Origin of the sequence: Chthonomonas sp. (assembly GCA_016788425.1) — a bacterium.
Classification (GTDB): domain Bacteria; phylum Armatimonadota; class Fimbriimonadia; order Fimbriimonadales; family Fimbriimonadaceae; genus JAEURQ01.
This window is the reverse complement of the sequence record JAEURQ010000003.1, coordinates 124,322-146,593: the sequence shown is the minus strand read 5'-3', so window position 1 is coordinate 146,593 and position 22,272 is coordinate 124,322. Positions and strand designations below refer to the sequence as shown.

General features: G+C 60.6%; 21 protein-coding genes. 14 read left to right on the top strand and 7 right to left on the bottom strand.

Annotated elements, in window-relative coordinates; all coding sequences use genetic code 11:
* Positions 1-39: 39 nt before the first annotated feature.
* Both JNJ45_07955 and JNJ45_07950 read right to left on the bottom strand, forming a co-directional pair.
* The gene (locus tag JNJ45_07955; GenBank protein MBL8048599.1) at positions 40-786 is read right to left on the bottom strand and encodes a TerC family protein; all 747 of its coding nucleotides are present in this window, start codon (positions 784-786) and stop codon (positions 40-42) included.
* A gap of 27 nt (positions 787-813) precedes the next feature.
* Complete coding sequence (locus JNJ45_07950) at positions 814-2,571, bottom strand: hypothetical protein (GenBank protein ID MBL8048598.1); 1,758 nt, start codon at positions 2,569-2,571, stop codon at positions 814-816.
* 67 nt (positions 2,572-2,638) lie between these two features.
* Here JNJ45_07950 and JNJ45_07945 point away from each other — a divergent pair, with 67 nt between their 5' ends.
* Complete coding sequence (locus tag JNJ45_07945) at positions 2,639-4,555, top strand: sensor domain-containing diguanylate cyclase (protein ID MBL8048597.1); 1,917 nt, start codon at positions 2,639-2,641, stop codon at positions 4,553-4,555.
* Here JNJ45_07945 and JNJ45_07940 read toward each other — a convergent pair.
* Complete coding sequence (locus JNJ45_07940; GenBank protein ID MBL8048596.1) at positions 4,552-5,841, bottom strand: adenylosuccinate synthase; 1,290 nt, start codon at positions 5,839-5,841, stop codon at positions 4,552-4,554. The two genes, JNJ45_07945 and JNJ45_07940, sit on opposite strands and share 4 nt — an antisense overlap.
* A 135-nt stretch (positions 5,842-5,976) precedes the next feature.
* On the opposite strand from JNJ45_07940, the gene JNJ45_07935 reads away from it, so the two are divergent.
* From JNJ45_07935 to JNJ45_07895, 9 genes are all read left to right on the top strand, one after another.
* Complete coding sequence (locus JNJ45_07935) at positions 5,977-6,888, top strand: hypothetical protein (GenBank protein ID MBL8048595.1); 912 nt, start codon at positions 5,977-5,979, stop codon at positions 6,886-6,888.
* Positions 6,889-7,073: 185 nt separating this feature from the next.
* The gene (locus JNJ45_07930; GenBank protein ID MBL8048594.1) at positions 7,074-7,769 is read left to right on the top strand and encodes a hypothetical protein; all 696 of its coding nucleotides are present in this window, start codon (positions 7,074-7,076) and stop codon (positions 7,767-7,769) included.
* 653 nt (positions 7,770-8,422) lie between these two features.
* On the top strand, positions 8,423-8,659 hold the full coding sequence (locus JNJ45_07925; protein ID MBL8048593.1) for a hypothetical protein: 237 nt from the start codon (positions 8,423-8,425) through the stop codon (positions 8,657-8,659).
* Between the two features lie 45 nt (positions 8,660-8,704).
* Complete coding sequence (pyrR, locus tag JNJ45_07920) at positions 8,705-9,229, top strand: bifunctional pyr operon transcriptional regulator/uracil phosphoribosyltransferase PyrR (protein ID MBL8048592.1); 525 nt, start codon at positions 8,705-8,707, stop codon at positions 9,227-9,229.
* Positions 9,226-10,137: an aspartate carbamoyltransferase catalytic subunit gene (locus JNJ45_07915; GenBank protein MBL8048591.1), complete on the top strand. Its 912-nt coding sequence runs from the start codon at positions 9,226-9,228 to the stop codon at positions 10,135-10,137. Before pyrR ends, JNJ45_07915 begins: the two co-directional genes overlap by 4 nt.
* Positions 10,134-11,462 carry a dihydroorotase gene (locus tag JNJ45_07910; GenBank protein ID MBL8048590.1) on the top strand — a complete coding sequence of 443 codons (1,329 nt, stop codon included), beginning with the start codon at positions 10,134-10,136 and terminating at the stop codon, positions 11,460-11,462. The genes JNJ45_07915 and JNJ45_07910 overlap by 4 nt, the downstream gene beginning before the upstream one ends.
* Positions 11,449-12,168, top strand: coding sequence for a hypothetical protein (locus tag JNJ45_07905; protein MBL8048589.1), 720 nt, complete (start codon positions 11,449-11,451; stop codon positions 12,166-12,168). Before JNJ45_07910 ends, JNJ45_07905 begins: the two co-directional genes overlap by 14 nt.
* A 25-nt stretch (positions 12,169-12,193) precedes the next feature.
* Complete coding sequence (gene prfA / locus JNJ45_07900; GenBank protein MBL8048588.1) at positions 12,194-13,258, top strand: peptide chain release factor 1; 1,065 nt, start codon at positions 12,194-12,196, stop codon at positions 13,256-13,258.
* A gap of 36 nt (positions 13,259-13,294) precedes the next feature.
* Positions 13,295-14,725, top strand: coding sequence for a vanadium-dependent haloperoxidase (locus tag JNJ45_07895; GenBank protein MBL8048587.1), 1,431 nt, complete (start codon positions 13,295-13,297; stop codon positions 14,723-14,725).
* Here the strand turns inward: JNJ45_07895 and JNJ45_07890 are convergent.
* Positions 14,722-16,104, bottom strand: coding sequence for a hypothetical protein (locus JNJ45_07890; GenBank protein ID MBL8048586.1), 1,383 nt, complete (start codon positions 16,102-16,104; stop codon positions 14,722-14,724). The two genes, JNJ45_07895 and JNJ45_07890, sit on opposite strands and share 4 nt — an antisense overlap.
* A 61-nt stretch (positions 16,105-16,165) precedes the next feature.
* Here JNJ45_07890 and JNJ45_07885 point away from each other — a divergent pair, with 61 nt between their 5' ends.
* Entirely contained in the window at positions 16,166-16,594 is a 429-nt protein-coding gene (locus JNJ45_07885) for a hypothetical protein (GenBank protein ID MBL8048585.1), read from the top strand.
* Between the two features lie 70 nt (positions 16,595-16,664).
* On the opposite strand, the gene JNJ45_07880 is transcribed toward JNJ45_07885, so the two are convergent.
* Positions 16,665-17,651 carry an ABC transporter substrate-binding protein gene (locus tag JNJ45_07880; GenBank protein ID MBL8048584.1) on the bottom strand — a complete coding sequence of 329 codons (987 nt, stop codon included), beginning with the start codon at positions 17,649-17,651 and terminating at the stop codon, positions 16,665-16,667.
* A gap of 323 nt (positions 17,652-17,974) precedes the next feature.
* Between JNJ45_07880 and JNJ45_07875 the strand changes: the two genes are divergently transcribed.
* Genes JNJ45_07875 through JNJ45_07865 form a run of 3 tightly spaced genes read left to right on the top strand, consistent with a single transcriptional unit; the run spans position 17,975 to position 20,674 of the window.
* Positions 17,975-18,673 (top strand): ATP-binding cassette domain-containing protein, encoded by a 699-nt coding sequence (locus tag JNJ45_07875; protein ID MBL8048583.1) that lies wholly within the window; start codon positions 17,975-17,977, stop codon positions 18,671-18,673.
* Complete coding sequence (locus JNJ45_07870) at positions 18,666-19,538, top strand: ABC transporter permease (protein ID MBL8048582.1); 873 nt, start codon at positions 18,666-18,668, stop codon at positions 19,536-19,538. The genes JNJ45_07875 and JNJ45_07870 overlap by 8 nt, the downstream gene beginning before the upstream one ends.
* Complete coding sequence (locus tag JNJ45_07865; GenBank protein ID MBL8048581.1) at positions 19,505-20,674, top strand: peptidoglycan DD-metalloendopeptidase family protein; 1,170 nt, start codon at positions 19,505-19,507, stop codon at positions 20,672-20,674. Before JNJ45_07870 ends, JNJ45_07865 begins: the two co-directional genes overlap by 34 nt.
* On the opposite strand, the gene JNJ45_07860 is transcribed toward JNJ45_07865, so the two are convergent.
* Positions 20,671-20,976, bottom strand: coding sequence for a hypothetical protein (locus JNJ45_07860; GenBank protein ID MBL8048580.1), 306 nt, complete (start codon positions 20,974-20,976; stop codon positions 20,671-20,673). The genes JNJ45_07865 and JNJ45_07860 overlap by 4 nt on opposite strands.
* A 91-nt stretch (positions 20,977-21,067) precedes the next feature.
* The gene (locus JNJ45_07855) at positions 21,068-22,267 is read right to left on the bottom strand and encodes a glycine C-acetyltransferase (GenBank protein ID MBL8048579.1); all 1,200 of its coding nucleotides are present in this window, start codon (positions 22,265-22,267) and stop codon (positions 21,068-21,070) included.
* Positions 22,268-22,272: the final 5 nt, after the last annotated feature.

The window sequence follows — 22,272 nt, the reverse complement described above, 5'->3', positions numbered from 1 at the left end:
CAGGCTCTCCATTATATCGGTCGGCAACCCACGCTGTCACTAGCTAGCCGGGCCAGATTTGTGCCGTACGCGCAAATTAATCATCTCCACGATCACCGCAAACGCCATCGCGAAGTACGTGTACGCCTTGGGAATGTGCATGCCAGTGGACTCTGCGACCAAGTTCACGCCGATGAGAATGAGGAACGAAAGCGCCAGCACCTTGATGGTCGGATGCTTCTCGACGAACTCGCTGATGCTCCGCGCAAAGAACAGCATGAACCCGACCGCGATGACGACCGCGACGATCATCACGCCGATCTTGTCGGCCATGCCGACGGCGGTGATCACGCTATCGAGCGAGAACACGATGTCCAGCACGAAAATCTGCGCGATGATCGCCGGAAGCGTCGCCTTGACGCCGGATTCGCCATGCGATTCGTCGCCTTCGAGCTTGTGGTGGATCTCCTTGACCGACTTCCAGATGAGGAACATCCCGCCCACGCCGAGGATGATGTCGCGCCAGTTGACCTGTTGCGCTTCGGCGGAGGCACCGAGCCAGGGCACCGTGAACACCGGATCGGTGAGGCCCATCACCCATTTGATGCTGAGCAGCAACAAGATGCGGCTGATGAGAGCGACGGCCAGGCCCAGGTTTCGGGCCTTCGCGCGCTCTTCGGGCGGCAACTTGCCGCTCAAAATCGAAATGAAGATGATGTTGTCGATCCCGAGAACAATCTCGAGAATCGTCAACGTGAGAAGAGCGACCCAAGCCGAAGGATCGCTCACCCAACTAAATAGATCCATCGCTGGATTATACGTGTCTCGTGCGCTTTAGGGTGCTTGCAACAAGAACTGACCCCACTGCGAGTCGGTCGCCCACTTCAGGCGCGCGTAGTCCGTCGCCCGCGACGTGAACTGCGAACTCGCGCCAAGCTCAATGGAAATGCCCTTGCTGTTCGGCGATACCGAGTTGTGGCCTTCCCACAGAATCGCGTTGACCGCCGCGGCCTCGACCGCCGCCCCGGCGGTTTTCACCGCATTGGGCGTGCCCTCCTGTTCGCTGAGGCGCTGAATGAAGTGCCGCAGATCGTAGAACGTGCGCCCCGAATAGTTTTGCGTAATCGCGCGGGCCGCTGGAATCGGCGCGGTGAGCGCGTTGGCATTGGCAATCAGCGCGGTCTTGTAGTCGCGCACGGCGCTGGCTAGCGCCGGCAACTTGCTCGTGTCAATCACGCTCTGGGTGATCTTGCGGCTTGCGTAAGGCGGGTTGTTCACCATGCCATCCACAAAGCCCTTGGTCAGGCTTGCGGTGGTCGCGTCAGGGTTAGCGGCAAATGGCGCAAACACGCTTTGGTAGGGATAGCCTTCGCCGGGCGGGCTCTCCTCGCTGCCAATCACGTAGTCGGTGTAGTCCTTCACCTCGTACATAATCTCGGCCATCTGCATGAGGCTGGCATCCCACGCCAGGAAGTCAAAGTGGTAGCCGGTGAGGCACTGATCCAGTTCCCAAGTGTCGATGCTCGATCCGGTTTGATCGTCAAACGAAACGCCGCGAGTCCAGGCGAGGTCGTTGTTGCGACTCCACCCGCTGCCGTGATTCCACACGATCAGGCCGACCCGGTCGCTCGGATAGTTGGTCTTGCCCCACTCGATAAAGTCGCGCAGAGTCTGGTTGGCACCCATGTCCACCTCGGTGCCCATGTCCTCGACAAGCTGGCTCCCCAGCGTCGAGGTGTTGCTGTCGCGCTTGACCAAGTACCGCCGCGTGCCATCGAACGTGGACTGCGAAAACTGGTCTTGCGACTGCTTCCACTGCACGACAAACCGCACGTCGCCGGTGGTGACCTGCTCCATTTGGTTCACGTTCAGATCGGAATAGCTATACAAATCGTTGGCCGCGTTGAGATACACCAAGATCGTCCACTTGGTGCGCGTGGCGTTGAATTCGGCGATGGTAATCGGTGCCGATCCGGTGACGCTCGATGGCGTGTGGGTGCAGCGCACCGCGCCCGAACCCACCGTGTTGCCCAGCGCGATGCCTTGGCTGTTGATGCTGGCCACGCCGCCGAGAGTGGACCACACATAACTATCGGCATTGCTAAACACGTAGGCGTTGCCCGAGGTCTTGGCCTGGGCGTAAAACTGCTTCGACTGGGTTTGGAGCCACGTCGCCGAACCCGGCTTGATCTCCACGCTATCCACGGTGCCACCCACTTCGGTCTGCACGGAGGCCGCGCCGCTGCCCGTGACCTCGACTTCGGTGCGCACCGAACCCAGCAGGGTGCCGTCGCCGGAGGTTTGGCTGTAAAGGAACGACTCGACGGTGACGGTGCCGGTCGGCAGACCCGTAAAGCTGAGCGTATCGCCGCTGGTGCGATCGAGCACCATGTTGCGCAGGGAAGTGCCGGCGGCATTTCGAATCACCACAATCTGCGATTGGCCGGTGCCCGAACCGGGGTCCACACGCGATGTCCAATAGGTGCGGTAGTTCAGCGCGCCCGCCGCCGAGCCGCCTCCCCCGCCGCCGCAACCACTGAGAATTGCCAGGGTCGCCAGGGCCAGCGCTGTGGAACGAATGAAGTGAGTCACTGGGAAGTTAGACGCCTGAATCGGGGGGAGAGTTTGACCTTTTTGGCCGCGACTCAGCGCGACAGTTATGACGAATCTGGACCAGTTTTGCGAGGCATTGGCCAAGCTCGGTATCTCGGCGAGTACCTGCTTGGAGGGCGAAGCCACGTCTGGATTCCCGGTCATCTTGCGCCTTGGCGATGGTTCGCCGCTTTACTTGGACCTGCCCGAAGCGATTCTGCTCAACAATCTCGACCCCGACGCCGTCGGCATGGCGGTCATTGATTCGGCCGGAACCGTGCGCAAAACCTGGGGCATGGTCCGCGATTTGGCCGAGACCTCGATTCTGGATTCCGAGCTCGCCTCGACGGTGATGAACGCGTTTCGCGGCGTGCAGGGCGCGCTGTATCTCAACGGACGCCGCTACTTTGTCGGGCCGCTGAAAAACCCCAACGGCAACGAAGTGTTGCTGCTTGCGGTTGATGCCTCCGACGAAGAAGTGCACCTGCGCCAAGCCCAACGATTCGAATTTGAAGCGCGCGGCCTGCGCAAAATCGGCAAGGTGCTGACGATGAATCAGACCCTGGAGACGATTTGCTACTCCGCGGTCCACGAGATCGCCTCGGTGGCCGAGCTGAGCGTAGCCCTCCTGTGGGTGGAAGGCGAAAACGGCGCGTACGACCTGCGGTCGAGCGTTGGCGCCAACCGCAACGGCACGACTCTGCTCGCCCAACTGCACGACAGCGGCACCTACACTTGCGCCGCAGAGTTGGTCATCGGCAAGCGCGAACCGTTCCTGGTGCGACAAGTGTCGGGGCATATCCTCACCGCCGATCTCGAAGCGAAGTTCTGCTACCTCAAGCCGGGCGGCCTGCTCGTGTTGCCGCTGATGATCGGCGACCGCTTGTTAGGCGTGCTCGAGCTCATTGCTCGCGACCAAGATTTTGAGTTCTTCGAGCGGCGCGGGTTCTTCGAGACCGTCGCCGAGCACCTCGCGCTGGCGCTCAACTCGGCGCTGATGTTCGAGTCGTTTGAGCGGCTCGCGACGATTGATCCGCTGACCGGGGTGGCCAACCACCGCGCCATGCAGGAGTTTCTGCTCCGCCGCATCTTTGAACAAGAGCGCAGTGGCCAGGAAATGGGCGTCATCATGCTCGACGTGGACCACTTCCGCTCGTTCAACGAGGAGGAGGGGCACGACGCGGGCGACCAAGTGTTGCGCAAGGTGGTGGACGCCATGCGCCAGGCGATTCGGCCCTACGATCTCGCCGCGCGCTACGGCGGCGAAGAGTTCACCGTGATTCTGCCCAACAGCAGCGCCGAAGAGGCCATGCGCGTGGCCGAACGCATTCGCAAGAAGATCGAGCAGATTGAATACATCACCGCCAGCGGATTGCGCCGCGTGGTGACCGCCTCGCTGGGCGTGGCGATGTATCCGCACATTTCTCGCGAGCCGCAGGCGTTGCTCAAAGCCGCCGACGTCGCGCTGTATCAGGCCAAGGGCGCGGGCCGCAACCGCTGCGTGCTTTACGTGCCCGAGCTTGGCGCGGGCAAAGACCCGGCAACCGAGATTGATCTGACCGCCGTGCTCAAGGGCAAGTGGCGCAAGTCGGGCGAAGCCTTCGCCGAAGCGCAGGGCGGGCTGCTGCAATCGCTGAGCATCGATCTGGCGCTAAGCGCGGGCCAGCAACAGATTCTCAAAGCAGTGCTGAAGCTATTACCGCTCTACAGCGACGCGATGGCGAGCGGCAACGAGCGCACTTTGCGTTTGCTAAAAGAAGCCGGCGAACTCCGCACGGTGTGGCCGACCTTGGAAGGTACGCGCGAAAGCTACGATGGCAGCGCCGCGACCGGAAAATCGGGCGACCAAGTGCCGCTGCTCTCGCGACTCGCCACCATCTTGTTCGAGGCGCACGCGCATGCCGGACAAGGGTTCGTCAGCGAGCCGGGCCGGTTCGACCCGCACCTCGTCAACCTGGTGTTGCGGTCGCAGCGAGCGGCCTAGCCCCAAATCAGTTCGGGCTTGATAATGATCGTCTCGGCGCGATCCGGGCCGATGCTCGCGATGGCCACCGGCGTGCCCGTGAACTCCTCAATCACGCGCATGTATTCCTTCACCGTCGCCGGAAGCTCGTCGTAACTGCGCATTGGGCAGAGGTCTTCGGTCCACCCCGGAATCGTGCGGAACACCGGCGTCACGCGGGCGAAATCCTCGATGTCGGCGGGCAGATATTCAATCGGTTGACCGTCGAGTTCGTAGCCGATCGCGAGTTTCAGCTCGGGAATGTCGCGCAGCACGTCCAGCCGCGTGACCACCCAACCGCTCAACGAGTTGAGCCGGGCCGACTGGCGCAGCGCGACCAAGTCGAGCCAACCCGTGCGGCGCGAACGTCCGGTGACGGTGCCAAATTCCTGGCCTTGCTGACGAATCTGCTCGCCGATGTCATCCAGGAGCTCGGTCGGGAACGGTCCCGAACCCACGCGGGTGGTGTAGGCCTTGCACACGCCCAGCACGTTTTCGATGGCGCGCGGACCGATGCCCGTGCCCAAACAAGCACCGGCGGCCACCGGATGGCTGCTCGTGACGTAGGGGTACGTGCCGTGATCCAGGTCCAGGAACGTGCCTTGCGCGCCCTCAAAGAGCACCTTGTCGCCGCGGTAAACGGCTTCCTGCACAAGCCAGTCTGTGTCGCAGACGTAGGGTCGCAGGCGGTTGGCGTAGGCTTCGTATTCGGTGAACACGGCGTCGAAATCGAGTTCGGCCTTGCCAAAGAGCGCCAGATAGCGATTCTTGACGGCGATGACTTCGCTCAGCCGTTCGCGGAACCGTCGCTCGCACACAAACTCGCACATACGGATGCCGATCCGCGAGACCTTGTCTTGATAAGCCGGGCCGATGCCGCGGCTGGTGGTGCCGATTTTGTTGTTACCTCGGGCTTCTTCTTCGAGCTCGTCCAGCAGGCGGTGATAGGGGAACACGACGTGCGCCGCGCGCGAGATCATGAGCTTGCCGATCTCAGGCTGAATCGCGATCGTGCGGTCGAGCTCATCCAGCAGCCCCTTGGGGTCAATCACCATGCCGCCGCCGAGGATGGCGGTGCTGTCGCGGTGCAAAATGCCCGCCGGCAGGAGTTGGAATTTGAAGGTTTTGTCGCCGACGATGACGGTGTGTCCGGCGTTGTTGCCGCCGCTATAGCGAATCACGTGCTTCGCGTCTTGGGCGAGCACGTCCACCATCTTGCCCTTGGCTTCATCGCCCCATTGGGCACCGACGATAACGAGAGTTGACATCCGGCTGGGTCTCCAGTGGAGCCCATTCCGGGCACCGTTGGAAAATTATACCGGGGTGGCCCGATTCGGCGAAGGTCAGATAATTTTGCTGGCGAAAAGTGCTCGGATTTTGGGGGACTTCAGTTAGAATGAGGTGTGTCTCTTTCTTCTTGCCCGGGATGGGTGCGTCTGTCCGGCCTCATTCTGCTGGTCGTCGCAACGCCATGGTTGGTGAGCGCTCAAGCTCCGGCGATTCCTATTCGCATGTGGTTCGCCTACGGGGACGAAGCGAGCGCGCAGCGAGCAAGAGCAAGCGGTGTCGATCCCTCGGCGGCGGTCGGCAGGGAGATTGCCGGACGTCTCGCCGTGCCCACCAGCGGAAGAGCATTCAAGGTTCAGTTCTGGTGCGAAATGAGTAATCCAGCGGGTGTCGCAGAGTTAGCCTTGCCGAGTATTAACGTTGCGTTCGATCGCACTTTCTGCGGCGATGCAAATCAAAATCCGCCCCTAAACTCACAGAGCTTCCGAAAGGTTCGGCCAGCTGGAGCAAATCAGAACAATTATCTCGAAGCGTTTTCAAATGGCGCGATCGTCCCCGCGTGGAGGAATGCTAACACGATTAGCGATTTGGATAACAATGGCGTGCAAGATACAGCGCAAATTGACTACCTTCAGAGGCTGCCGAGTGCATGGCGACAAGGCACGCAGGGCCTGGGCGAAAGCTTGAGACCGGTAGGATTAGCGACCTACTTGGGTGCGCGCATCATTGACCCGCCCGGTTTTCCAAATGGACTCTATGCCTTTAAGATCCCAAACGCCACCCCGATGCGCTTGTTTGACTTGAACTGGGTGTCCATGATGTCGCTGGCCGACACTTACGGTACGAAAACCGGAGAGACTGGACTGACGATCACGGCGAGTCCTCAGATTGGGTTAGCCAATTCGACCTCAATTATTGGAAGCTCAGCCCACACCGGGGCGAAGTACAGCCTGGTCGCGGTCGCTCCCGAGCCGAACGGCTTGCTCGCCCTCGCTGCCAGCATCCTGCTTGCCCGGCGGAGGCGATAATGAAGGGATACCTGCTCGTAGCCGCTCTCCTTCCGGTGTTGGCCGTTGGTCAAGCGCAGCACACGTCAATTCGCTACTGGTTTGCGTATGGCGACTCTAGTACCTCGCAACTCGCTCGCGTTAGCGGAATAGATTCTCAGGCAGCGGTTGGACGCGAGATTCCTGCGCGTCTTGCCGTTCCCGCAATGGGAAGCTTCAAAGTCCAGATGTGGTGCGTTGTAAATAGCTCATCGGGAATTGATCGGTTGCTCAACACGGCATCCGTAAACCTGGCATTCGACCGTACCTATTGCGGAGATGCCAATCAGAATCCGCCGCTCAACGCACAAAGCTTTCGCAAAGTTCGTCCTTCTGGGACAAATCCAAACGACTACCTCCAAGCCATAACGGATGGCGGTATCTTGCCGGCCTGGGTCAGTGGCAATAAACGCAGTGACGAGGATAACGATGGGATTCAGGATACGGCGCAACTTTCTTATACGCAAGCATTTCCAAGCGCCTGGCGCCAAGGAACCCAGGGCTCGGGCGAGAGCCTGCGGCCCGTAGGATTAGCGACTTACATGACGCCACGACTCGTAACTCCCACGCAGTTTGCAGGTGCCTTTTCAAGTTTTAAGATTCCAAACGGAACTCCGTTCCGGCTTTTCGACGTGAACTGGGTTTCAATGCTATCGGTGGGTTCTACTTATGGGAACGCGCATGGCGAGACGGGCCTGACAATCACAACAAGCACTCAAACTGGCCTTGCCAACGCCACATCAATCTTGAGCAACTCAGCCCACACCGGCGCGAAGTACACCCTGGTCGCGGTCGCTCCCGAACCAAATGGCTTGCTCGCCCTCGCCGCCAGCATGGTGCTTGCGCGGCGGAGGCGGACATGAGGAGATATTTTCTGGCGGCTGCCTTCCTCCCCGTGCTGGCCGTTGGTCAGACCGTGCGATTCTGGTTCGGCTACGGGGATGAAGCAACCGCTCAACGGGCAAGGGCGTCGGGAGTTGACGCGCAAGCTGCTGTCGGCCGTGAGATCACGAACCGGCTTGCAGTGCCGCTTAGTGGGGGAGCGTTTAAGGTTTCGTTGTTTTGCCTAGCTTCCCATCCCACCCCTGGTGCTATCTACGCAGTTTCAATGACCGTCAACTTGGCATTTGATCGTACATTTTGTGGAGACGCAAATCAGAATCCTCCTCTAAACTCGCAAAGCTTTAGGAAAGTGCGACCGGCAGGTGCCAACCAAAACAATTACATCGAGTCAATCACGAATGGTGCACTGGTTCCCGCATGGAGGACCGAAACCGCGTTCGTTGATCTCAACCACGATGGCATGCCGGACACGGCCAGAATTGACTACTCGCAAACACTCCCGAGCGCTTGGCGTCAGGGTACGCAGGGTTCCGGCGAAAGTCTTAGACCGGTAGGGTTGGCTTCGTACATGAAGGGGCGCGTTATCGATCCCACCGGTTTCCCCACTGCTCGATATGGATTTAGGGTGCCTAACGGCACATCTTTCCGCCTCTTCGATGTGAACTGGGTTTCGATGCTCTCTCTCGGAGGCACCTATGGCACCCGGCCGGGAGAAACTGGTTTGACGATTACCGCAGGGTTCGATTCGGGCTTGGCAAACACAACAACCATAGTCCCCGGCGCCACGCACACCGGAGCAAAGTACACCCTGGTCGCGGTCGCTCCCGAGCCGAATGGCTTGCTTGCCCTCGCCGCCAGCACCCTGCTTGCGCGGCGAAGGTCCGCGAACAAGTCTCGTCCGCTCCCTTAATCCACCCCAACAGCCCCCGCGCGACCAACCAGCCATAATAACCCCATGAGTTCGGTGCTCCTGGATGCGAGTGCGATGAAGCGGACCTTGGGGCGGATTGGGCACGAGGTGCTTGAGGCGAACCACGGCGCGGAAAACCTGGTGGTGCTTGGCGTGTTGCGGCGGGGATATCCCATCGCCAAACGTTTGGCCTGGCACATGACCGAGATTGAGGGTCAAACCGTGCCCTGCGGCAAGCTCGACGTGCGACCCTATCGCGACGACGCCCCCTTTGATGGCGAAGACCAAAGCGAGGTGCCGTTTGAAGTCAACGGCAAAACCGTGCTGTTGGTGGACGAAGTCGTATTCACGGGGCGCACCATCCGTGCCGCCATCGACGCGATTCTGAAGTTCGGGCGACCCAGCAAAGTGCTACTCGCCAGCCTCATTGATCGCGGCCATCGGGAGCTCCCGATTCAGCCCGATTTTGTGGGGCGCGTGGTGGTGACCGAGCCCGCCGACCGCATTATTGTTAAGGTTCACGAGCTCGATGGCGAGGACGCCGTTCTGCACGAAGAGGTGACGGTGTGAGCCGCGCCCTGACCGCCATTCGCACGCTCGACGTGCCGACAATTGAGGCGCTGATTGAGCGCGCTCGCCAGCATCGCGAGCATCTCAACTCTGGTGCGAGCAAACCCGAAGGCGGCAAGCGCATCGGGCTTCTGTTCTTCGAGGGCTCCACTCGTACGCGGGTCAGCTTTGAGCAGGCCGCGCACTACTTGGGTCACACCTGCGTGAACTTTGCCAGCCAGGGCAGCAGCATGGCCAAGGGCGAAACGTTCCGCGACACGATTCTTACGCTCAAGCACGAGCGGCTGGACGCGATGGTGATTCGGCATCCGGCCAGCGGGTCGGCGGCGCTCGCGCAGCAGTTTTTCGAAGGGCCCGTCATCAACGCGGGTGACGGCAAGCACGAGCACCCGACTCAGGCGCTGGGTGACGCGCTGACCATTGCCGACCACTTTGGCACGCTGCAAGGGCTCACCATCGCGATCGTCGGCGACGTCGCGCACTCGCGGGTCGCTCGCTCCAACGCGTTTTTGCTGAGCATGCTGGGCAACGAGGTGCGATTCGTCGGGCCGCGCACGCTTATGCCGGGGCATCCCGCGCGGTTGCCGGGCCATATTTATTACGACCTGAACCCCGGCATTCGCGGGGCGGACGTGGTGATGTGCTTGCGGTTGCAACGCGAGCGCATGGACGACGGCTTGCTCACCAGCGTCAACGAGTTTCGGCGGATGTATCAGATCAACGGCAACACCTTGCGCTACGCCAACAAGGACGCGATTGTCATGCACCCGGGCCCCATGAATCGCGGCGTGGAGATTGACGACCTGACCGCCGATGGGAGCGCCTCGCACATTTTGAACCAGGTGGAGAACTGCATTTTCGCGCGCATGGCCGCGCTCGACTACGTGTTTAGCGGAGAAAGCGCATGAGAACCTTGCTGAAGAACGGACGCATTTTGGACCCCTCGCAAGAGCTGGACCTGGTCGGCTCGGTGCTCATCGAAGACGATCGGATCATCGAAATGGGCGTCGAGGTGGATACCCGCGGTGTGGAGGAGGTGTACGACTGCACCGACATGTGGATTACGCCGGGTCTGGTGGACCTGCACGCGCACCTGCGCGAGCCCGGCGAGGATCACAAGGAGAGCATTATCAGCGGCACCAAGGCGGCCGCGGCGGGCGGGTTCACCACCATCTGCTGCATGCCCAACACCACTCCGCGCCTCGATCGCCCGCAGCTGATTGACTTCATCCTCGATCGCGCGGCCTCGCCGGAAGCGGGTGGCATTTTCGTCGCGCCGGTCGGCGCGCTGACTCGGCAAGGGTCGGTGGACCAGATTACGGACCTCGCCGCGCTGAAAAAGGCGGGCATTGTCGCCGCCAGCGACGAGGGTGCCCCGATTCAGAACAGCAAGATCATGACGCGGGCGATGGAATATTGCCGCCAACTGAACTTGCCGATCATGGCTCACTGCGAGGACACGACCCTGAGCGAGGGCGGCGTGATGAACGAGGGCCCGACCAGCGCCATGCTGGGGCTCAAGGGCATTCCGCGCAGCGCCGAAGAGATCATGATCATGCGCAACTGCCTGCTGGCGCTTCACACGGGTTGCGCGGTCCACATTTTGCGGGTCAGCACGTGGGGCGGCATCGAAATGATTCGGCAGGCGAAGTATCTCGGCGCGCCGGTCACCTGCGAAGTGTGTCCGCAGTATCTGATGATCACCGACGAAATGGTCGGCGAGTTCGATCCGCGATACAAAACGACGCCGCCGTTCCGCACGCAGATTGACATTGACATTCTTCAGCAAGCGTTGAGCGACGGCACGATTGATTCGATCGCGAGCGACCACAGTCCGCACGCGGCCTACGAGGTGCTGGTGCCGTTTGAGGAGGCGCCCTTCGGCATGCCCGGGCTGGAAACCGTGCTCGCCGCGACGCTCACCAACATCACGCACAAGGGTCTGCTCAGTCCGCTGGACACGATTCGCAAGCTCAGCACCGAACCGGCGCGCATTGTCGGGCTCGACGCGGGCACGCTCAAGCCGACTGAAACGCCGGTCGCGCAGGTCACCGTGATCGATCCGAACTGCGAATGGCGATTTGACGCGCGGCGTACTTCAACCAAGGCGAAGATTTCGCCGTTTGATGGAATGGAGTTCCGCGGCAAGTCCATGCTGACGTTCTGCGGGTCGGAAGTGTATTGCGATGGACGATTTGCGGGAGAGCGGTACGAGACGTTTGATCAAGACTAGGGCCGCGTTCTTGGTGCTGGCGGGCATGGCGCTGCTGGGTTGCGACCGCACGTTGCTCGATCCGAACGATCCGCGCAATGCATCGAAGGTTTCGGCGGAGCAGCTGCAAATCGGCATCCGCAACGCCTACGAGCGCACCCGCGATTGGGTCGAAACCAAGAAGATTTCCGCCGAAGAGGGTGATCGCCGCTTTCAGGCTTACGTTGACCTGGTTGTTCAGAACCTGGATACCACCAAGCTGGTGGAAGAGGATATGTGGCGTTACGGCGACATCTACCGAACCGCAAAGCGCTGGGACTTGGCTGAGCTGACGCTCGAAATCGCGAGTCGCGACGCCGAAACCGAGGATCGCCGCGTGAACGACACTCTGCGCTACGCCGAGGCGCTGGCTCACAACAAAAAGGTGACCGAGGCGGTTCGGGTGGCGCGTAAGGTGTTCAACACCGACCACATCAACAAGGCGCCGATTCTGCTGGCCGTTTACTTGGAGATTGTTCCCGCGGGTCGCGGCAAGGGTCACGACCTGGAACTCGCGAAGCTGATCCGGGACGCCGTAGAGCAGCATAAGCAAACCATGGTGGACCCCACCACCGAGCCGGGGCGCATGTTCCTGATGGCGCGGCCCTCGCACATCCGCAACGCGCTGCGGTTGGCCAACGAACTGGCGGCGGGCACATTTGGCAAGGACGTCGGCGTTCAGGCGTAGAAACCTCGGGCGGTAAACTACTTTCGTGCTGGAGAAGCTAAACGACATCGAGAAACGGTTTGAGGCGATTGAGGAACAACTCCTCGATCCCAGCATCGGCTCGAACCCGAGGGAGCTTCAACGCCTCGGCAAGGGTCGGGCAGAGCTCGATCCGATCGTCACGCTCATTCGCCAGTACAAGCGAACTCTCAACGAGCTGAGCGAAGCCCATGCCCTGCTGGACGATCCGGAGATGAAGGAACTCGCGCAGGAAGAACTGCCGCGCCTGAAGGAAGACGTGGTTCGGCTAGAAGAGGATCTCAAGATGATGCTGGTGCCGAAGGACCCCAACGACGCCAAGCCGGTTATCATCGAAATCCGTCCCGCGGCGGGCGGCGACGAGGCGGGGCTGTTCGCCAGCGACCTGTTCCGGATGTATCAGCGCTACTGCGAGCGGCGTCGCTGGAAGCTGGAAGTGATGGATCACGAGGAAACCGGTCTCGGCTCGACCAGCCGAGTCGTGTTTAACATCACGGCTGCCGGCGCCTATAGCCAACTGAAATTCGAATCCGGCGTCCACCGCGTGCAGCGCGTCCCGGCGACCGAGTCGGGCGGGCGCATCCACACCTCGACGGTGACCGTGGCGGTACTGCCCGAAGCCGAGGAAGTGGACGTGGATATCCGCGCCGATGATCTGGAAGTCTCAACGTTCTGTAGCAGCTCGGCGGGTGGCCAGCACATGCAAAAGAATGAGACCGCAATCCGGATTATTCATAAGCCGAGCGGCATTGTCGTGACCTGTCAGGATGAGCGAAGTCAGGCGCAAAACAAGCTCAAGGCGATGGCCGTGCTCCGGGCGAAGGTCCACCAAATGGAGCAGGAAAAGCTCGACGCCGAGCGCGCCGGTTTGCGCAAGGGCCAGGTGGGCAGTGGCGATCGAAGCGAGAAGATTCGCACGTACAACTTCCCGCAGAGCCGCATCACCGACCACCGCATCGGATTTAACGCGCACAACATGATCGGTTTTATGGATGGCGACATTCAGGACATGATCGACGCCCTGATTCAGGACGACATCGCGAAAAAACTTGCCGAAGAATCAGCGGCATAGTATTATTTTCAGGGCAATATGTCCGATAATGGGAGCATGGGTAAGGCAAAGCTCCTCCTCACATCGCTGGTAACTGCGGCCATTCTGTCGGGCTGCGGAGGCGGATCGCCGGTCGCGGGAACCGACCTCGAAGCGAATGCCGTGATTCAGTGGAATCGCCAACTTCTGGATAGTGTTACGCGCTCGACGATTGGCCCTCCGGCCACCGCGCGCGCCATCAGCATCGTTCACACGTGCATCTATGATGCCTGGGCCGCTTACGATATCAAGGCGAACGGCACCATGCTGGGCGGTACGCTCCGACGTCCGCAAGCCGAACACACGTTTGAGAATAAGCGAAGGGCGATTTCGTACGCCGCATATCGCGCTCTATTGAATTTGTATCCGGCGGAAACCGCCACGCTTCGCGCCAAGATGACGGCGATGGGCTACGATCCTGACGACGCCACGGAAGACCTCTCGACCGCGCAAGGCATCGGAAATCGCGCCGCTCGCGCGGTGCTGGAGTTCCGCGCCACCGACGGCTCGAACCAATCCGGAAACTACGCCGACACCTCGGGCTACGTCCCGGTCAACACGGCGGGCACGGTCAACGACCCTGCGCAATGGCAACCGATCCAGTTTGTCTCGGGTGCTACCCCCGGGTTCCTTTCCCCGCACTGGAACCGCGTCGCTCCGTTTGGCCTGACTCGGGCCAGCCAGTTCCGCACCGACGGCCCTCCGGCTTATGGTAGCGGGGCGCAGATTGCACAAGCTCAAGAGCTGTTGAACATCACCTCGAATCTGACCGACAAGCAGCGAGTGATTGCCGAGTATTGGGCCGACGGCCCCCGCTCGGTGACGCCTCCGGGCCACTGGAATCTGTTCGCCCAATACGTCAGCTCGCGCGATCGGCACGACCTCGACAAGGACGTCAAGATGTTCTTTATCCTCGGCAACACGCTGTTTGATGCAAGCGTTGCGTGCTGGGACATGAAGCGAGTTTACAACTCTAGCCGACCGTGGACGCAGCTGCGTCAAATGTTGGCCGGGACCGTGATCACCACTTACGTACCGGGCGTGGGTTATGCCTCACGCGACGGAAGCCAATGGTATCCGTGGCAGCCGGGCTCGTTCATCACGCCTCCGTTCCCCGAATACACCTCGGGTCACAGCACGTTCAGTGCGTCCTCGGCGGAAGTGCTTAAGCGCTTCACCGGTAGCGATTCGTTTGGCTATTCCGACACGTTTGCGGCTCGGGCGAGTAAGGTGGACGCCACGTTCCCAGCTTCGGCGGTAACGCTGTACTGGGATACGTTTACGGCGGCCGCGGATGAGGCGGGCATGAGCCGACTCTACGGCGGGATTCACTTCCGTGCGGGCGACCTTGATGGTCGCGATTGCGGTCGAAAGCTCGGCGCGTACGAGTACGACTTCTGCATGAGCTACATCAATGGAACTCGGGAAGCCCCGATTCAGCAACCCTAAGAACGACTTTCATCGTTGGCGACGAGTCCCTCGCTTTCCTTCGGGAGGCGGGGGCTCTTCATGCTGAGCAGCAGGAACTGCGTGGCCGAGGCGAGCAAGAAGAAGATCGCGGCGATGATGCCCTTGCGCGGCGACACGGGCGAAGGATCGACGATGGGGGTGTCCACCACTTTGTAGCGGCTGGGGTCGCGGAGTTCGGCCAGCTTGGCGCGATCCAGTTCGGACTTGAGGCGAGCCCGAGTCTGGAGCGCGAGATCGAACAGCGACTGGCTCTCTTGGATGAGAGCGTTGCGGCGGGGAAGGCCCCGCATTTGGCGGTCGAATTCGTCTTGGAATCGCTTGTAGACCTCCAGTGATTGGTTGAGCGCGCTGAGCTGAGCCTTGGCCTCGATGAGCTTGAGGTTGGTGCCGTCTTTGATGCGCGATCGTTGTCGCGCAAGTTCGGAGTTGGCCTGCTCTTCCACGGCTCGCAATCGCTTGTTGGCATCCTGAAACTCGGGTGAGAGGTTGGTGAACTTCCGCCCAATCTCGGCCATTTCGAGGCGTCGAGCCTGCAGTTCTTCGGCGAGCTTGGACATCGATGCGCTCGGCCCGGTGGACGCAGCGTTCTCGAGCGCAGAAACATCCTTTCCTGCTCCGGCCAGGTACTTGGAAAGTGCTTGCTCCTGCTGCCGAATGCTCGCGGCGGCCGCCTCCGCTTCGCTTTTGATCTCGACAACCTTGGTGCGCACTTGCAGGTAGCTGCGCGCCGACTCCTCGATGGAGTTGGGGCCGCCCGCGGCCAACGCTTCCAAGAGCTTTTGGCGTACGGTCTCTACTTCTGTGTCCGCCTTCTTGTATTGGTCTTCTACTAGCGCGCGGTTTGAACTGGCGAGGCTCATGGTGAGTTCGCTGGCTCGGCGATCGAGGTGCTGTTTCAGGTGGTTGACAATCGACTGGCAGAGCTCGGCGTTATCCTCGGTGCAGGTGATGAGCAGAAACCCGTTTTTGTCGGTGCTGACGCTCACCGCGGATCGCAGTCGCTCGACGGCGGCGAGTTCGTTGCTCGCTCCCCACGCTCTTGCGAGGTCGAGCTTGTCCACGGTTTCTGTGAGACAAGTGCGGCTGAGCAGGATGCCCGTGGCCGAAGCAGGTCCGCTGGCAACCAGCGGCGAACTGACGGCTCCGCCGAGGGAGACAATGGCTCCGGCGTCGCCTTCGGCAACCGCGCCTCCGCCGGCGAGGCTGGCAAGCGCATTGGAGGCCTTGTTCTGGCCGGCAGGAAAATACAGCGACATGTTGCTGGCGTACTTCTTGGGCAACAAAGACGCGCCCAGATAGGCGGTAACAGCAACTCCGAAGCTAATCAGAAGCGCTCGGACCAGAAATCGCGGCGTCATAGAACCATATCATTAAACCCGGAACCCGGCAAAGTCGCTGTGCCGCGGTACACTCGCCTGCGTGAGCAAGAAGAAGCTTCACTATTTGACGGTTCAGGACCTGCTGTTCGTGAACCTGCAAGTTGACAAAAAGGTGAATACCTTTGACTTTGCCGCGTTGGAAGATGCCAGTTTCTTTCAATACGGCTACGGGCAAAGCACCGACATCCTGACGCAGGCTTCGCGCTTCTACCGCGGATTTCTGGAGAAGGCTCCGTTTACGGCGGGCAACGAAGGCACGGCGCTGGTCGGCGCGCTCACATTTTTGGCGATTAATGGCTACACGCTCAAGGGCCGCGAATCCGAGGCTCCGGCTCGCCTGACCGAGCTCTCCCGCGACCTGATTAGCTACGAAGACATCGACGAGCACGGCGAGCCCGACATCCACGGCGCGATCGCCGACGTGATGTCTCGCTACGGCAAGGTGCTGAAGAACTCGGCCGTCGCCTGATTCTGGGTTCAAACATGAGAAACGGGTGGAGGCCAGCGCCTCCACCCGTTTTTGCTTCGCTCAGCGGGTCTTAGTAGACCGACTTGGGATAGTAGTGATCCTTGGCGTTGTCCGGCTTGACCAACGTGACGTTGATGGTTTCGTCCTTTTGCGAAGTCGGCTTTTCCTTCTTCTTCAGCATCTCCACAGCGCGATCAATGGCGTCGCCAACCATCTTCGGCGAGTAGGTCACCGTGGCGGGGAAGCGGGGATCGCCATCCATGATGCGCTTGACGATGTCCTTCATGCCGCCGCCGCCAACAATCCAGATGTCCTTCTTGCCGGCCTCTTTGCAGGCTTGCTCGGCGCCGAGTGCCATGTCGTCGTCGGCGGCCCAAATGGCGTTGACTTCGGGATGCTTGACGAGCATGGTTTGGGTGACGTTGAGCGCCTTATCCTTGCGCCAATCGCCGGGTTGGCTGTCGAGAATCTTGATGTCAGGGAAGCCCTTCATGACCTCTTGGAACGCTGTGTTGCGATCGGTGTTGACCGTACACGGCACGCCTTCCAGAACCAGAATGTTGCCCTTGCCGCCCAGCTTTTCGGCGATGAATTCGGCGGCGACACGGCCAAAGCCCTTGTTGTCGCCTTGGATAAAGAGGTCGGCGACCGGCTCATCAAAGCCACGGTCTACGTTGACGAGCAGAATGCCCGCGTCGTGAATCTTCTTGGCGACCGGGGTGAGCGGCTTACTTTCGGTGGCGAGCACGACCATGGCGTCGGGCTTGGTGGCCATCATTGTCTCCAAGTCGTTCACTTGCTTGCCGGGGCTGTCTGCGGTTTGAATCGTGATTTCGGCATCGGCGGCGTGCTTGGTCTTGCCTTCTTCGGCCCACCAAATGGCGCCCGCGACCCAGCCGTGGTCGGCCGCTGGTAGCGAAACCGTGATTTTGAACTTGGGCTTATCGCCCGAGGAGGTGGAGGCGCCAGTTGTGTCGGCGTCCTTTTCCGTGGATCCGCAACCCGCGAGCAGCAGTGCCGCGCCGGAAATCGCCAAAAGAGCAAGCTTATTGAGCATGAAGCTACTTTACACCAGACGGCTTGCGAAAGTTGCTGGCAGTATTTGTGTTGGTTTGAACGGAGCCCCGTAATTGCGCGGAAAGCTAGGTGGGCGGGAGATGGCAGATAACCAATGTCAGCCCCCCAGCTGACCAATGAACCTCAAAAACCCCAACAGGGTCACCCAACCCTGAACCCTCCAGCCGGGGGCCGGTCCACTCCAGCCGGTCCCCATTTTCATTCAAAACGGCAGTTTCAGCACGTGCTGAAAATTGGGCGACCGGGGTCAAGTCAAGCTAATCTCCGACACTTTTCCTGGTGCTTCTCGGTACCATGATTGCCATGTCGTCGCTTCCGCTGATTGAATTCAGCCAGGTCCAGGTTCAATTTTCCGAACTCGTGTTCGGGTTGCGCGGGATAGACCTTCACATCAACGACGGAGAATTTGTCTTTTTGTGCGGCCCTTCGGGTTCAGGAAAATCGACAATTCTTAAACTTTTGTACAAAGAGGTCGAGCCTAGCTCGGGCCTTGTGCGCCTGTGGGGGCAGGACCTGCGCGAGGTGAGCTTTGCCCGCATCCCGAGTCTGCGCCGCCGCATGGGCATCGTCCCTCAAGACTACGGCCTGCTGCCAAACAAAAAGGTCTGGGAGAACGTGGCCTACGCCATGCGCGCGGTCGGCGCAACGGGTCGCCAAGTTCGCGCGGCGGTCCCGGGAATTCTGGAGCAGGTGAACATCGCTCACCGCGCCGACGCCTTTCCGCATGAGCTTTCGGGCGGCGAACAGCAACGCGTCGCGATTGGCCGGGCGCTCATCAATCGTCCCAAACTGCTGTTGGCCGACGAGCCGACGGCCAACCTCGACCCTGCGTACAGCCTCGAAATCGTGGACCTGCTGCTCAAACTTCACAGCCAAGGCACCACCGTCATCGTCGCCAGCCACGACATGTCCATCGTCGAGCGCGCCCAAACCCGCGTGATCTCCATGGATCACGGTCGAATTGCCGCCGATAGCGGCATGCCCGAGGTCGCCCATGTTTGACCGCATCCTATTTGTGTTGGGCGAATCCTTGCAGGCGCTCCGGCGCAACCGCTGGATGACGTTCGCGACCATCACCACCGCTGCCATGGCGCTGTTTCTGCTCGGCGGGCTCAGCTATGTGTACTTCAAGCTCAACAGCTACACGAAGGAACTGAGCGAGCGCGTGGAGATTCGTGTCTTCCTCAAAGAGGGGTTGAGTAGCAAAGAGATTCAGGCGATCGAGACCAAAGCCGGACGCCTGGCGGGCGTCAAAACCGCGCAATTCATCCCCAAGGATGTCAGCTGGCGTGAGTACAAGAGCAAGTTCAAACAGAGCCTCGTCGAGGGCGTGGACAATCCCTTGCCGAACATGATCTTGATCAAGCCGGCCCAGGCCGACGCGGTGAAATCCATCGCGAAGGTTCTTCAAACCACGCCCGGAGTCGAGCCGGACGGCGTGAAATACCGCTCCGATGCTCAGGAGTTCGTGGCCGCGACGCTTGCCCGCATCCGCGTCATCGGCGCGCTTGTGGGGTTGGTCATGCTCCTCACTTCGGGCATCCTCATCTACAACACCATCCGCCTGACCATCGTCGCGAGGCACCGCGAGATTCGGATTCAGCGCATGGTCGGCGCGAGCCGCGCCACGGTCATCATGCCGATGCTCATCGAGGGAGTGTTGCAAGGGGCGCTCGGCGGCATCTTTGCTGCCCTGCTGATCCTGGCCGTGCGGCAGGGCTACGCCAGCTTTATCGGCCCCGACCTCGCGGCTGGATTAGACAAGTTTTCGCTCAATACTTGGATGTTAAATCTGTCCCTGATCGGATCGGTTTTCGGCCTGCTTTGCTCGATGTGGGCGCTGCGCGACCTGCGGAGGGCGCGATGAACAAGGTCGTCGCGATCGCGATGGCCGCGCTGCTGCTGGTCGCTCCGCTCAACGTGGGCGCCCAAGCCAAAAAGCCCAAGAAGTCGGTCAAGCAGCTCAAGACCAGCCTCAACAGCGTGAACGCGAAGAAGAATGCCCTGGAGGCCAAGATTCGCAAGTCCAAGCGGCAAACCTTTATGGTGATGGCCGATATCGAGAAGGCGGATCGTCAACTGGGCGTGCTCGAAGACCGCCTCGACAAGACGGCGGTGGACCTTAAGTCGTCGATCATTCGGCAAGAAGCCCTGCGGCGCGAGGTGCTCAAGATCGGCGAGCAACTCACCGTCAAGCGCAAGGTCGCCGCGCGGCGCATGCGCGAAATGTTCATGAATTCCGACGAGGCGAACCCGCTCGACCTCTTCTTGGCGACCGATCTCGGCGATCTCGCCATCCGCAAGTCGGTCATGGAGCGTATTGCCAAGCGCGACAAGGACCTCTTTGATTCGGTGAAGCAACTCCACGCCGCCGCGGCCGCCCGCAAACACGAGCAAGATGCGGTGGTGCGCAAGATCGGCAACCTGATGGCCGATCAAAAGCAAGACCAAAACGATCTGCAATATCACAAGAGCCTCAAGAAGGGTTTCCTCGGCGAACTGCAAGCCGAACAGAACGCCTTACGTCAACAGTACGCCGTGCTCGACCGGGAAAGTGACGCGCTGGCCGGGCAGATTATGGCGATTCAGGCGCGCAGTGGAGGCGCGGTTCGCTATGGCGGCGGAGTGATGCTGTGGCCCGCGAACGGTCCGCAGACGAGCCCGTTTGGCTATCGCTTCCACCCGGTGCTCAAGTATCGCCGTCTCCACGCCGGAATTGATATTGGCGCGCGGCACGGCTCGCCAGTGAAGGCCGCGGCCACGGGAACCGTGATTGTCGCCAACTATGGCGGCGGCTACGGAAACCGCGTCGTGATTGACCACGGAGGCGGCATCTCCACGCTGTACGGCCACATGAGCCGACTGGGCGTGCGCGAGGGCCAGAAGGTGAGCAAGGGTCAGCAGATCGGCAACATCGGCAGCACCGGCATCAGCACCGGGCCGCACCTCCATTTTGAGGTGCGGATCAACGGGAAGCCCGTCAATCCGCGCAAGTACCTTTAGGCCGTAATGACGGGCAGCGTGAGGTGCGACTGCGCCATCAAGGTGTCCACCAAGTCGCTGCTCACCACGCCGACGTACCAGCAATCGCCTTTGTAAAGCGGTGCCTGGTGCCAGTCGTAAAGAAAGCCCTCGACGAGCGTTCCTTCCTTAAACAGCTTGGGTAGGTGGTGGCTGGGAATCCAGCTTTCCGAAACAATGGGGTAGCACTCGTTGGGGAGTGGGGGTTGCATCAACGCGTAATCGTCGCTGACATCCAAGACTACGACTTTTGCAAGATTGTATGTCCAGAGCGGACCATCCATGATCGCCATACTGAAGTTCGCCTCCTGCGAACATTGGTTAGGACGCGGCAAACCTCGGGAGCGACTCGCAATTTTTCGGGGATAAGCGGTGCTAAACGCTCGCCGTCATCCGATCGCGAACCCGCACAAACGCGGCGAGCGCTTCCGCCAAATCCTCTTGGCTGTGCGCCGCGCTGGGCATGGTGCGGATGCGCGCTTTGCCGCGAGCAACCGTCGGGAACACGATCGATAGCGCATACACGCCCTCTTCGAACAGCATTTTTTCCATGCGCTGCGCTTCGCCTTCGTCGCCCACAAAAACCGGCGTGATCGGGGTTTCACTGCCCATGGTATCGAACCCGGCGTCGGCGAGCGCTTTCTTCCACCAACGGGTGTTGTCCCACAGCTTGGCGTAGGGCGCGGGGTCGTTCTCCATGATATCGAGCGCGGCGATGAGCGCCGCCGCGACCACCGGCGGATGGCCGGTGCTGAACAAGTACGGACGTCCGCGATTGATTAGCCAGTTTTTAAGGTTCGCCGAGCCCGCGATGTAGCCGCCCATCACGCCGAGCGCCTTGCTGAGCGTGCCCAGCTGAATATCCACGCGCCCGTAAAGCTCAAAGTGCGACACCGTGCCGGCGCCATTTTTGCCGAGCACGCCGCTGCCGTGGGCGTCGTCAATCATCACCAGCGCGTTGTACTTTTCAGCCAGTTCGACAATGGCCGGCATTGGCGCAATGTCGCCGTCCATGCTGAACACGCCATCGGTAATGATCATGCGTTTTTGGAAGCTCTGCGTGTCGCGCAGAATCTGCTCCAGCTGATCCATGTTCTTGTGTTCGTACACATATCCTTCGGATTTCTTATACTTTGCTGGCGACAAGCGCACGCCATCGATGATCGAGGCGTGGTTCAGTTCGTCGCTGATTACGACGTCTTCGTTGGTGAGCACCGCGGGAATGCAGCCGCTGTTGGCGGTGAATCCGCCGGTGAAGACGAGCGCGGCCTCGGTGTGTTTAAAGCGGGCGATGCGCTCCTCAAGTTCTTGGTGTACTTCCATGGTGCCGCCGATCCAGCGCACGGCCCCGGCGCCCACCCCCCAGCGCTCGATGGCGGCCAGCGCGGCCTCGCGGACCTTGGGGTGATTCGCCAGCCCAAGGTAGTTGTTGCTGCTCAGGTTGATCACGTCGCGCCCGTCCATCGTCACGCGTCCGCCGGCCGGCGAGTTAAGGATGCGCGGGACCTTGTAGAGGTTTTGGTCGCGGAGGGTCTGGAGCTGCCCACCCAGCCAGGCGTCGAAAGCGGCGTTCATGCGGC